Raw genomic sequence first — 12,032 nt, 5'->3', positions numbered from 1 at the left:
TCTCTGGCGCAGGACACTAGGGCGTGTCCGGCAGATCATTGCCTGCGGCAGGCGAGCCCGGGCAATGATCCGCCGGACGCGACTGGAAACGGGGCGTCAGACCATGGAGAACTTGGCGACGTACTCGTCGAAGGGCTCGATACCGACTTCCCCACGGAGTTCGTCCATACGCTCGGGCTCTTCACAGGGCCACGGAACCGGTGCCCCGTCCTTCACACCGGCGATCTGAGTGCCGTAGACCTGCTTGCGGCCCTCGTTGACCAGCGTGCGGTCCCGCAGGAAGGCCAGCTCGCGCGGGCTGGCCGAGCCCTCCGCCACCGCCTGCTGCATCAACTGGAGGGCACGACGCTGAACGTCAAGTTGTCGGTCGGCGTGCTGAGCGATCAGCCATGCCGCGCGTGCGGCCTTCTCACCGACCAGTTCCGCCGTCGGCCAGCCGTACTCGTCCATGATCTCGCCGAGCCGGTCACCATGACGGGCGGTTAGCCGCCGCCAGGCCAGCTGCTCGGCCGGGTCGTCGCTGTTCGCGCGGACTGCGGACTGGTGATCGGCCGCAGCCATATCCGTGAGTTCCGTCGTCAGTGCGGCAACGTCGTGCGCCACTCTCAACTCCCAGGTCAGATCCGTGCTCTGTGTCCGCCTGCAAGCCTAGAGGTGCAAATCGGGTGTAAAGATCATTCCGGAGAACGGTGACAGGCGCCTCCCGGCACCGAGATAATGGATCTACCCCCGAAGCCAGAGCCGGATCGCTGCGACGGTCACGGTGCCCTGGAAGACATAGACACGCTTGTCGAACCTCGTGGCCACGGCCCGGAAGCTCTTGAGGGCGTTGATCGTCCGCTCGACTTCGTTTCTGCGCTTGTAGACCGTCTTGTCGAAGCCGGTGGGCCGCCCGCCCTTACTGCTGCGGCGTTGGCGGTTCGCCCGCTGGTTCTTCGGCTCGGGGGTGGTGTGCTTGATCTGCCGTCTGCGCAGGTAGCGGCGGTTACGCCGCGAGGAATAGGCCTTGTCGCCGCCGAGGTGGTCCGGTCGGGTGCGGGGGCGTCCGCCGCCGAGCCGGCCGACACGGATGCGTTCCATGACGGGGATGAGATGCGGGGCGTCGCCCCACTGGCCCGGAGTGATCAGCAAGGCCAGAGGGCGGCGCCTGCCTTCTCCGGCGAGGTGAATCTTGCAGGTGAGGCCGCCCCGAGAGCGTCCGAGTCCCTCATCGGGGCGGTGCTGTCGGGGCGTGCGTCTTTTCCCGGCACCCGCGGTGGTTTCTTGCGTGCTCCGGCGGCGTGCTGGTGGGCCCGGCAGGTGGTGGAGTCCACGCTCACCATGGACCAGTCGATGCGGCCCTCGGCATCCGCGTCGGCCAGGACGGCCCCGTAGATCTTGTCCCACGTGCCGTCCGCCGACCAGTGTCTATGCCTCTCGTACACGGTCTTCCACTTGCCGAACCGCGCAGGCAGATCCCGCCACGGCACCCCAGTCCGGTTCCGATACAGGATCCCGTTGATGATCCTGCGGTGACTGGCCCAACGCCCACCTCGCTGCCCGGTCTTGGGCAGATGCGGCTTCAGTCGGGCCCATTCCTCGTTCGTAAGATCTCCCCGCCCCATGAACATGCCAACGCGCTAGAGCGCGAGACGTCACATGATCCGCCGGACACGCCCTAACCAACTCGCCGGGAGGTGGCTGGGCAGGTTCAGATCGTTGCCTACGACGCATCCTGCTACCGACAGCAGCGTCAGGTCACGGCGGCCTGCACGATCTGAAGGCAGCACAGCCAAGGTCCACGGGAAGCGCAAAAGTATGGCGCGCCACCTTCGAGTGAGTGAGATGACGACTGGTGCGTTGTCCGGGGTGAACCGCTCCGGCGCACGTTGAAGATCGGGCTCACGCCGATCGGATGAAGTGCTGCATGAGGCGGGCAGCCGTGACCGTGCCGAGCAGCGTCACCTGATCACCGTCGCGTTCGATGACGGCCACCAGCGGACTGTGGGAGCGCGCCATCAGGGCTGCGACTTCTATGGGTTGTGCATCGGGCCCGGCGGCCTGCGGCGGGTACAGGCGGCGCGGCATCCACTCGGCAACCGTGAGGCCAGCCAGCCGCTCTGCCAGCTCGCCGCCGACGACGGGCACGGCGGCGGCGAGCCGCGGCGCGTCGACGAGATAAGAGGGGAGAAGCTGGCGGATGAGCTGGGAGCCGGGAACGATCGCATACGGTTGCCCGTCCCGATCGAGGACCAGCAGGGCCGGCAGGGACCGTTCGGCCAGCAACCGGGCCGCGGCCATCGCCTCGTCGTCCGTGGTCACAAACGGATAGGGCTCAGCAAGATCCCTCGCACGCATGACCGCCTCCTCCGCTTCCGCGTCGGCCCGCACCGGAGGCCGGCACGCTGTCTCCAGTGCCTGCCACCACGCACCCCAAGCGCCTGCCCTGCGGCGCTGCGCCCCGGGACACCGGTGCTGCCCATCAGGATGGTGAACTCCATCCTCATGACCGGCCGTGTTCCCCGCCAGCCCCCGTCATCGGACTCACTTCGCCCCGTGCCGAGCGACGCAGCGCGTTGAGACGGTCAAGGCTTGCACCGTCCACCCTTCAGCGGGATGTACGCCGGGGCCCGCATGCTCGGCGGAACAGCGCCACCCACCTCCCCCCACGGGACCTGGCTCCGAATGGGCCCGCGGACGGGCGCCGCAGCCCCCCGTCCGGCATGCAGGCGCCGAAACGGCACCGGTGCGGGAGGCTGGAGGTGCGGGTCACGGAGGAGGGCACCATGACTGCTGTCGTTTCCGCGGGGGTGGACAGTTCGGCGGAGAGCAGGGCGGCCGCGGGCTGGGCCGCGTGGGAGGCAGTCCTGCGGGACGCCAGGCTTCGCCTTGTGCACGTCGAGGAGTGGCCGCTTCCGCTGGCCGTGGCGGTGCCGACGATCGACCGGGCGGATCACCGCCGCTGGGCAGACGACCTTCTCGACGGCGTCGGCGACGCAGTGCGGCAAGAGCATCCCGGGCTCAGGGTCGAGACGCGCCGACTTTCCGGCAGACCCGCCGCCGCGCTGGCGGTGGAAGCGTCGGAGGAAGAGGTGGAGCTGTTGGTGCTGGGATCGCGCGGGCTCGGCACGGTCTCGGGTGTCCTGATGGGGTCCGTGGGCATGGCAGCCGTCGGGGCCGCCCGGACGCCCGTGGTTCTCGTACGGGAGCACGGAACCGTGCCCGGTGGTGATGTTGTGGTCGGCACCGATCTCGGCGAGCCGCAGGACGCCGTACTCGGTTTCGCCTTTGCCGAGGCGGAACGGCGGGGCTGCACGCTGCGTGCCATACATGGCTGGACGCTTCCTGTCGCGCTGAAGACCGAGGTGGCACGCAACGTCACCGAGGAACTGCACGCCGAACTGCTGCCGTGGCGCCGCGCCCATCCGTCGGTGACCGTCGTGGAGCGCCCTGTCATGGGCGCGGCGGACACCGTACTGATCCACGAGGCTGCCGGCGCCGAACTGGTAGTCGTCGGCCGACGCGAGCGGCGCTCCCCGCTGGCCCCGCACATCGGCCATGTCGCCCACGCGGTGATCCACCACTGCTCCTCACCGGTCGCCGTGATCGCCCACCCCTGAAGCCAGACCGTGCGACGCTCGCAGGCAACCTCGGCTCTCCTACTCACCCGTCTGCAGTTTGGGGCCCCGATTCTGGCGGCCGCGCCACGTGCAGCCCGACGCCACGAAGATGATCGCTGCCAGGGCCTCACGATCATTCGCCCGACGCCGGCCCTCACCCTGCGGACCCATCAGTTCCGTCGGCGGCGCTGATCAGCCAGGTCCAGCCGCCTGGACCCGATCGACCAGCTCAGCGTCCTCAGCGGGCAGCCCCGCACCACGATCCAGCACGCGATCCTGCGCTGGGCACGGGTATCACTGCCGGACGGTGACGGACGTGCCGGTCGACGGCCGCCAGGTCGTCGTCCACCTGCGCGTACGGCGGCTGGTCTGTCCGGTCCTGGGCTGCCGACGGCAGACCTTCCGCGAGCAGATTCCCGGACTGCTGGAGCGCCATCAGCGCCGCACGGTGCGGCTTGCCTGGCAGATATCCCAGGTGGCGCGGGAGTTATGCGGCCGGGCGACCGCACGCCTCGCCGGCCTGCTGGCCGTGCCCGTCTCCCGCAGTACCGCACTGCGCTATCTGCGACGCCTGCCGCTGCCGCAGCAGGCGGTCCCACGGGTGATCGGCGTGGACGATCTCGCCCTGCGCCGCCGCCACCGCTACGCCACGATCATCACGGATGCCGAAACCGGCCGACGCGTCGCGGTCCTGCCCGACCGCGAGAGGGCCACCCTGGAGTCCTGGCTGCGCGAACATCCTGGTGTCGAGGTCGTGTGCCGCGACGGCTCGGCCACCTACGCCGAGGCCATCCGCCGCGCCCTGCCCGACACGGTGCAGGTCAGCGACCGATGGCACCTCTGGAGAAGCCTCTGTGACAAAGTCCAGCTCGAGGTCCGCGCGCACACCGGCTGCTGGGCCACCATCAACCCGCCCCGCCCCGGTGGAGTACGCGAGCAGACCACCCGCGAACGCTGGAACAAGATCCATGACCTCCTCGGCCAGGGCGTCGGCCTGCTCGACTGCTCCCGCCGCCTGGGCCTGGCCCTGAACACCGTCAAACGCTATGCCCGCATGGCCGAACCCCAGGCCCTGCGCATCGCCCCCGCCTACCGGCCCACCCTCGTCGACCCCTACCGCCACCATCTGCGCGCCCGCCGCGCGGCCGAACCGGCAGTTGCTGTCACCCACCTCCTCGAAGAGATCCGGGAGTTGGGCTACACCGGCAGCGCGAACCTCCTGGTCCGCTACCTCAATCAGGGTCTCTCGTAGGCGGCTTCGCCGCCCTGCTGAAACCGGGCGAGGGCAACGACGTGAAACTCACCGAGTGGATCACGGCCGCCCGTGCCGTCGACCTGCCCCACCTGCGCAGCTTCACCAACGGCCTCGAAATCGACCGGCCCGCCGTGAACGCCGGCCTCACCTTGCCCTACCACAACGGCCGCACCGAAGGCGTCAACACCCGCACCAAGAGGATCATGAGACAGATGCACGGACGCGCCAGATTCGACCTCCTCCGCCACCGCATCCTCCTGCCCTGACGGACACCCGGCGTCACCACCGACTACGGGCCAGAGCCAATCGTTCGGTGTAACTCCCGATCATGGGCACGATCCCGCGGGGAAGGACGACGGCACCCGCACCACCGGCTCCCCAGTCTCGATGAGGTGCGTCGTTGGCGGGGCCCGATCTGCAGGACCGGCAGCGGATGCAGGCGTGTTCCTGCCTGCAGGGGGTTCTGTAGGAGCGGCCTCAGGTGCCGAGGGACACCTTGCACAGCTTGAAGTGCTGCTGGCAGTCGCGCCACTCCTGCTCGGTCGGCTCGCGGTATTCCTCTTGTGGTCGGTCGGCCCTGCGCCGGTCCAGGAAGCCCCGGTAGGTCCGCACCAGCTCGTCCTGGAAGACGGCGAGGTATACCTGGGTGGTGGTCAGCGTCTTGTGGCCGAGGATGCGGCCGGCGATATGGAAGTCAAATGCGGCCTCCTGCGCACACCGGCGCACGCACCGGTGCCCGGGCCGCGCGCAAGGACCAGTCCACCCACCGGCAACGGCACTCCGTAGATCGATGTGACTGAGCGCTGCAGTCGGCGGGTTTCGCCAAGCACCGCGCTCAGGACGTGTCCGGAAGATCAATGCGGTCTGTCACTTCAGGAGGCAGCAGCTGCGCCGCCTGCTTGTTGCCTGCTTCTTCGTCGAGCCGCTCAACGACGAGCATCGCCGCATCGTCCGCCAAGTGGCCCCCGGTGTGACGGATCAACGCCCGGTGGAGTTGTTCCAGGAACTGCGGCGGCGTGCAGGTGGGCACCGCTGCCATGGCCTCGGCCAAGGCGAAGAATTCCCTGTCGGAATTGCGGGCTTCCATCACGCCGTCGGTGTGCAGCAGCAGACGGTCACCAGGTGCGAACGGAAAGCTCTCCGCCTTGGCGGGAAGACCGGTGATGAAGTCGTCCAGGCCCAGGGGTGGCAGTGGTGAGCTCGGCATCAGGGCGTGAACCTCGCCCTGGCGCAGCAGCAACGGAGCCGGATGTCCGCGATTGACCACCTGGACTTCGAAGCCGTCGGGCACCTGAGCCACGAGCACAGTGACGAAATCCTCCGCCTGGTCTTCCCTCTCGTCCTGATCGACTGCACCCGGCGCAGCTCGCTCCCGGTGCAGCGCAGCCGCGCAGTGGTTCACCACCTCCACCAGGTCGTCCTCATAGTGCACGGCCTCCCGGAACGCGCTTAGCACGGCTGAAGCCAAACCCACAGCAGGCAGCCCTTTGCCACGGACGTCCCCCACGATCATCCGGACCCCGTACCGGGTCTGTACGGCCTCGTACAGATCGCCGCCGATCTGCGCTCCCGTCTCAGCCGCGAGATACATGCTGGCCGCCCGCACCGGACCCAGCCGGGCCGGTACGGGCCGCAGCAGGACTCTTTGTGCTGCCACGGCGACCCGGCGAACCTGGTCGAGCTCGCTCTGCCTGCGCGCGCGCACAGTCTTACTCGTGATGACACTGGCCACGGACACCACGAGGAGGCCCAGGAGATTGCTGTAGATCAGCATGCCACCCCACGCCTCGTGCAGCGTGGTGGTAGTCAGGCTGACGGCCAGCGCTCCAGCCGCTGCCGAGAGGGTGCCTTTCGGGCCCATCGTCAGCGAAGCCAGTGCCGGCATCGCGACGAGGAGAGGGCCGGTGTAGATATCGTGCGCAGGCGAGAGCTCGATCCCCAGCCCGAACAGTATGATCACGAACGGCACGCACTGCGCGACTCGGAAAAGGGCCCGGCTATGACCGCCCGCTCCGGGCGGAGGAGATAGGCGGAAGAGCGTCCGCATGGGTACAAGCCTGCCTCGCTGAAGTCGACTGTTCCACTCTTCGCTCCCCGGGCGTCCGGGGCCCTTGGGCCGACACCTCCCGCAGCGCTACGGTGCCCCGGGCGCCGCACCTCGGCTCCATCGCCTCTCACATCGACCAACCGCCTTCAGCCGGTGAGCACCGCAAGCAGGACGGACGGCTCGCATTCACCGTTCGTTTGCTCGAGAGCCCGCCGCCTAAGGCCGCTACCTGCGCGGCTGCCGGACCCAGCGAGTACGCCTCCAGGCTCGCCACCCGGCGCTCACCCGCCAGCTGAAGCACTCAGCCGCCAAGTGAAGCGCTCAATCCCAATCGACGTCACACCTGTCGTGCGTCGACCGCCACACGGAATCGAACGGACATATGATTGCGACCATGGCCGGAAGCGATTTCCCCGACGACCGGCGCGCCGCGCAGACCCGTCTCCACCAGGCGACTTCCGAGCCGGCTGCCCTGTGCCGCACGCTGCCGTGGAACGTGGAGCCGACGCCCGGATGGCCGGGCAGGAGCACCCGCACACCGGCGAGGTCGCGGGCGGCCGCGAGGACAGCCCCGGCTGGACCGAGGAGCAGAAGCAGGCAGTGAAGCGACTGCGGATGGAGTGCACCGACCTGCCCATCCGCATCGCCACGCATTCTTTCTGGGATTCGCTGAACGGCGAAGACCTCGTCAAGGCCCGCCAGACACTCAAGAGCGAGACGAAGCCAGCGATGTCACCAGCGGTCGAGGTCACCAAGGCCGCCGAAAAGCACCCGATATCGCCCCGTCCGCCCCTTGCGGATGCCCTCCGGGCGCCGCCGACGCGGCAGCAGGACTTCGGTTCGAGCACAGAGCGAGCGGCTGGAGATGACCGGCGCGCCCGCCTCCTCTCCCCCGGGGGTTTCCCGGATGGAGGCGCGCTCCCGCTACCCATGGCCGCCGGCTTCGTCGTGACCGGCACCATCTGCGTGGCGTTGACCCGGCACGGATCTCCACCAGCTGATCGACCTCCCCGGCGACGGCGAGCCCCTGCTCACTGCGGGAGAGGCGCACGCCGTGCTGCGGCTTCTCGAACCGCTGGCACGCGACGGCGGCGAGGATGCCGAGTGGCACCGACCGGCGGATCGCCGGGGAGGAGCGGCGCGCTGCGGCCGCGGCCCGGCCCCGAGGGGAGGCTGCAGCCGATGGATCCCGGCTTCGTGATCTCCCGCGGCATCGGGCAGGACCCCCGGCCGTTCGAGGTCCACGTCGGGGATCGCCGCATGGCGAAGCGAGCGAAGGCTGTATCCACGATCGAGGCACGCCGGCTGCTCACCGAGAACGTGGAGGCGTGCCAGTTCCGCCGACCCGACTCCGAGCTTGGGATGTTGGATTAGTACTCCAGTGCGGTTTCGTGATCTATCCAGCAGGTTCGTCGCGGGACCGCCGTTGATAGTGGTTGCGTCGGGCTGTTGCCTGGTGGCGTCTACGCCAGTTGGACCAGTGCAGCAGCCCGGTTGCTGACAGGGCTGGTGGGTTGAAGACGGCTGCGAGCAGGCGGCGGATCTCCGGGACGGTCAGCTTGATCGTGTCGCGGCTGCTGGCGGGGTGGTGCGGATCGCCGGACGGGTTGGGGGCCGTGCGGCGGCGACGGCGGTCAGGAAAGCCAGGGCGAGCATGGCGAGCGTGATGTGCCGGTGCCTTGAGGTCCAGTGCCTGACCCGGTAGTGGTCGAGTCCGACCTGGCCCTTGGCGGCCTGGAAGCACTCTTCGACGCTCCAGCGGACACCGGCGACGCGGACCAGCTCCGCAAGGGTGACCGTGGCGGGTGACCAGCACAGGTAGAAGGCGAGTTCTCCGGTGGTGCGGTTGCGGCGGACGAGCAGGTGGTGGTGTTCGCCGGTGCCCGTGTGGATCCAGGCCCAGTCGTAATGGCGCGGGCCCTTCGCGCCGTTTCCTGCACTCTGGCGCTGCCAGGCGGTGGCGGGCAGGCGGCCGGCGACGGTGTCCGCGCGGACAGGGGTGCGGCCGTTGTTGATCCGCACCCGCATCGAGCAGGCGACGGCCATCACGTAGCCGGTGCCGCGTGTCTCCAGGGCGCACGGAGCTGCGGGTCCTGCCCGTAGGCTTCGTCGCCGGTCACCCACGATGCCTTCACCCCGGTCTCCAGCGCGGCGGCGATCATCTCCCAGGCCAGGCGGGGTTTGGTCGCAAACGGTCCGTCTCGGGTATCCCGGCCGTCTGGCGGCGCTCGGGATCGCCGCACCAGGACTGCTCGGGCAGGTAGAGCCGACGGTCGACCAGCGCCCGCCCCCGGCTTGTGGCGTAGGCGAGGAATACACCCACCTGGGAATTCTCGATGCGCCCGGCGGTGCCGGTGTACTGCCGCTGCACGCCCGCCGAGGCGTGGCCCTTCTTCACGAAGCCGGTCTCGTCCACGATCAGCACGCCACCATCGGTGCCGAGGTGTTCGACGGCGTAGGCACGCAGGTCGTCGCGAACGGCATCGGCGTCCCAGCGGGCGTAGCGCGCTGTGCGGATTCGCTTTCCGAACATCCCAACAGAAGTAGCAAGGGAATCACGATTATTACAGACAGTCGCCGCATAGTCATCTCAGATCGCTTTCAATCAACCAAGCAGGCTCGACGGTTCCACCAGGCGGGCGGCCACTCGAGCGAGAATGCGTGACACGAATCGGGACCCAAGATCTCACAGGTTTTGATCGCATACTCAGCCGTCCGGCGTTGCCTGGGTTAACCATAGTTGGCAGTGAGACGGAGGTCTCCGTCCCACTGCCAACGATTTATGTCTCAGCGTTCGAACTCAGGGTTCGCGCGCTGAGTGATACTTCAGCTGTCTCGCCGGGGGGTTACTCCCGCCGTACGCTCCGCCAGTGATGCTTGTGGGCGAACAAGCCAGCGGCGATCAGGAACATCCAGCCCGTATCGGTGAGCCTTCCTCCGCCCGCATTGCATTCATGCCCGGTCGACCACGTTTGGATGAGCTCCCAGGACCAAATCGCTACACCCGTTAGGAGGGAAAGGAGAGATAGCTTCCCTGCCCGTGAGGAAAGGATGGGTCTTCTAGGCACAACACACCTCCTGGAGATCAGAACTACGGACTACTGATGCCATGCATAGTGGGACCCGTAGTAATACGTGGCGACTATCTTGGTTCCGCGCCCGGAATACCACTTCAGTAGATATCCCAGGTACCAGGCGTAGAAATCTGCTGCGGCCCAGACGACACCTGCTATGAGTGCAGCCCTACCCACGCTGATGCCTCCGACGAGTGCGGCGATGGCGCTACCCATAGCCCCAAGATTTGGAGCACCGTTCAGGGTGTCAATGAATCGCTCTGTCTTCGTGCGACTCAGCTTCAGTGTGCAGCTCCAGTAGCCGCACTTCAGTGAGGTCTTGTTGTAATTCTTGATGACGTGGCGACCGTCCAGGTCGTACTTGTTGACCGGGTCAGCTGGCTATATGTAAGCGTTCGCATTGCCGCCGTACACCGGGTCGACGCTGAGGAAGCGTACGACGACGCTGTCGTAGAGGCGGACGCCCATGAGGATGGCTCCGGTGGCGGTTTCACGGGAACGTTGCTGCCGTGGATGTCGGCGAGCTGCAAGATGACGGCGCCGGTGCCAGTGGTGGTAGCTGCCATGGTGCCGCCTATGCCTCGGACGTTGCGGGTGATGGTGCCTGCGGTAGCCTCCTTGATCCAGTCGGGGCTGTCGCCGGCCGTTTCCGTAGTGGTTGGTCTTCGCGCCGGTTGGACTCCAGGTGCCGGAGTCGCCCGTTTCCGTGGTCCAGCTGGCCAGGCGTCCGGCCGCGTCCAGGCTCCAAGTCTGGCGGCTCGTGCCCGCTGTCTGCTGCCGGACGAGGTCGTTGGCGTAATTGCCGACTGTGGCACCGGAGGCCTGGGTAGTGGTGCGGCCGAAGGCATCGTAGACGATACCCGTGGCGATCAGCCGGTCCACGCTGTCATAGCTGCTGGAGATAGCCGTTGCTCCGGTGGAGGTGCAGGCTGTGCCGACGTGGCTGGCGGCGGTGGCCAGGGCGGTCCGGTTGCTGTTGTCGTCGAAGCTGTAGCGCCTTCTTGTGCAGGCGCCGTCGGGAGGTGTCGTCTGGTCAGCGCGGCGACGATCCCACCGGTCGGGGCGTAGGTAAGGGCCTTGAGCGTGATCAGGACATCCTGCGCTGGGCCACCGCCCCCACCGAACGACAGCCGGTCGACATCCCGTCCTCCCATAACCAGCCCAACCTCGCCCGCGCCCTGGCCGCCCAGCATGCTGCGGCGCCTGAGGAGCGGACGGCGAGCTGGCGCACCGCCGAGCAGAGCATTCTCGCCCTGTGCTACCAGAAGGTCGCCGCGATTTTCGGCAAGTCCCCCAAGAGGAGAAGAACTTCTCCATTACGAAGTGGCTCACCGAAGGCGGCACCGTTTTCCTCATCGGCGAGCAGGACGAGGGCTCCAGCCTGGCGCCCATCATGGCGGCGTTCAGCCGGGCCATCCTCGACACCGTGATCGCGGCCCGGATGCCCAACGGCCGCTTGGACCCGCCGCTCGCGCTCCTCGGCGACGAGCCAGCCAACGTGGCCCCCCTTGCCGCAGATCCCCTCGCTCGTGTCCGTCTCCGGCAGCCAGAACATCTTCGTGGTCGCCGTGCTGCAGAACCTTGCCCAAACCCACGAGAGATGGGGAGAGCTCGGCGTCAGGAAGATGTTCGCCGCCGCCACCGTCAAGGGCATTTTGGGTGGTGTCTCGGACGAGCAGGAGCTGAAGACATACAGCCAACTGGCCGGCGAGTTCGAGGAAGACACCGAGTCGATCAGCGATGACGGCGACCGCGCCTCGATCAGCATTTCCACCCGGCGCAGGGCAGTACTCGAGCCCGGCGACATCCGGCAGATCAAGGAGCGCGAGGACCTGGTCGTCCACCGCCGCACCCCGGTCACCCGGGTCAAGTTCGAGCGGATCCACGAAGGCCCCCGCGCCAAGGAAATCAGCGAGGCCACCAAGGAAGCTCTCAGGAAGGTGAACAGCCATGCCGCCGGCAGCTGAGTGGCCCGAGGGCGTCCTGCAGGCCATGCACGAAGAGCTGGTGAGTCTCGCACGGCGTATTGCACGCCTGGAGGAAGGCCCGTCCCCCAG

11 protein-coding genes and 1 pseudogene are annotated in these 12,032 nt (G+C 67.7%); 4 read left to right on the top strand and 8 right to left on the bottom strand.

The genetic code is table 11. The features are described 5' to 3' along the window. Window positions 1–96: 96 nt before the first annotated feature. The 3 genes from J7E88_RS30010 to J7E88_RS30000 form a co-directional block, all read right to left on the bottom strand. The gene (locus tag J7E88_RS30010; protein WP_215186584.1) at window positions 97–603 is read right to left on the bottom strand and encodes a DUF6624 domain-containing protein; all 507 of its coding nucleotides are present in this window, start codon (window positions 601–603) and stop codon (window positions 97–99) included. A gap of 120 nt (window positions 604–723) precedes the next feature. Next, a protein-coding gene (locus J7E88_RS30005) for an IS5 family transposase (RefSeq protein WP_215186599.1) occupies window positions 724–1,604 on the bottom strand; the annotation gives its coding sequence in 2 pieces (ribosomal slippage) (window positions 724–1,244 and window positions 1,244–1,604; 882 coding nt in all). A gap of 277 nt (window positions 1,605–1,881) precedes the next feature. Continuing rightward, a complete protein-coding gene (locus J7E88_RS30000) occupies window positions 1,882–2,301 on the bottom strand; it encodes a hypothetical protein (RefSeq protein WP_308307660.1) in 420 nt (139 codons plus the stop codon). Window positions 2,302–2,765: 464 nt separating this feature from the next. Here J7E88_RS30000 and J7E88_RS29995 point away from each other — a divergent pair, with 464 nt between their 5' ends. Further along, window positions 2,766–3,599, top strand: a complete 834-nt coding sequence (locus J7E88_RS29995; protein ID WP_215186583.1) for a universal stress protein — start codon at window positions 2,766–2,768, stop codon at window positions 3,597–3,599. Window positions 3,600–3,768: 169 nt separating this feature from the next. Beyond that, window positions 3,769–5,120 (top strand): annotated as a pseudogene (locus J7E88_RS29985) (ISL3 family transposase). Between the two features lie 211 nt (window positions 5,121–5,331). Here the strand turns inward: J7E88_RS29985 and J7E88_RS29980 are convergent. Both J7E88_RS29980 and J7E88_RS29975 read right to left on the bottom strand, forming a co-directional pair. Then, window positions 5,332–5,580 (bottom strand): hypothetical protein, encoded by a 249-nt coding sequence (locus J7E88_RS29980; RefSeq protein WP_215186582.1) that lies wholly within the window; start codon window positions 5,578–5,580, stop codon window positions 5,332–5,334. 109 nt (window positions 5,581–5,689) lie between these two features. After that, complete coding sequence (locus J7E88_RS29975) at window positions 5,690–6,814, bottom strand: PP2C family protein-serine/threonine phosphatase (RefSeq protein WP_308307659.1); 1,125 nt, start codon at window positions 6,812–6,814, stop codon at window positions 5,690–5,692. A gap of 600 nt (window positions 6,815–7,414) precedes the next feature. On the opposite strand from J7E88_RS29975, the gene J7E88_RS29970 reads away from it, so the two are divergent. Then, window positions 7,415–8,275, top strand: a complete 861-nt coding sequence (locus J7E88_RS29970; protein ID WP_215186578.1) for a DUF6233 domain-containing protein — start codon at window positions 7,415–7,417, stop codon at window positions 8,273–8,275. A 180-nt stretch (window positions 8,276–8,455) separates the two neighbouring features. On the opposite strand, the gene J7E88_RS29965 is transcribed toward J7E88_RS29970, so the two are convergent. The 3 genes from J7E88_RS29965 to J7E88_RS29950 all read right to left on the bottom strand — a co-directional run bounded on the left by J7E88_RS29965 (window position 8,456) and on the right by J7E88_RS29950 (window position 10,857). Next, complete coding sequence (locus J7E88_RS29965) at window positions 8,456–8,947, bottom strand: hypothetical protein (RefSeq protein ID WP_215186576.1); 492 nt, start codon at window positions 8,945–8,947, stop codon at window positions 8,456–8,458. A gap of 112 nt (window positions 8,948–9,059) precedes the next feature. Further along, window positions 9,060–9,434 (bottom strand): transposase, encoded by a 375-nt coding sequence (locus J7E88_RS29955; RefSeq protein WP_215186572.1) that lies wholly within the window; start codon window positions 9,432–9,434, stop codon window positions 9,060–9,062. 922 nt (window positions 9,435–10,356) lie between these two features. Continuing rightward, on the bottom strand, window positions 10,357–10,857 hold the full coding sequence (locus J7E88_RS29950; RefSeq protein ID WP_215186570.1) for a hypothetical protein: 501 nt from the start codon (window positions 10,855–10,857) through the stop codon (window positions 10,357–10,359). Window positions 10,858–11,483: 626 nt separating this feature from the next. On the opposite strand from J7E88_RS29950, the gene J7E88_RS36470 reads away from it, so the two are divergent. After that, the gene (locus J7E88_RS36470; protein ID WP_251023410.1) at window positions 11,484–11,942 is read left to right on the top strand and encodes a TraM recognition domain-containing protein; all 459 of its coding nucleotides are present in this window, start codon (window positions 11,484–11,486) and stop codon (window positions 11,940–11,942) included. The last annotated feature ends 90 nt before the right edge of the window (window positions 11,943–12,032 follow it).

This window comes from Streptomyces sp. ISL-10 (assembly GCF_018614575.1).
In the GTDB taxonomy this organism is placed as follows: domain Bacteria; phylum Actinomycetota; class Actinomycetes; order Streptomycetales; family Streptomycetaceae; genus Streptomyces.
Note: the sequence above shows the minus strand (reverse complement) of the source record. Positions and strands in the feature narration are given on the sequence as shown.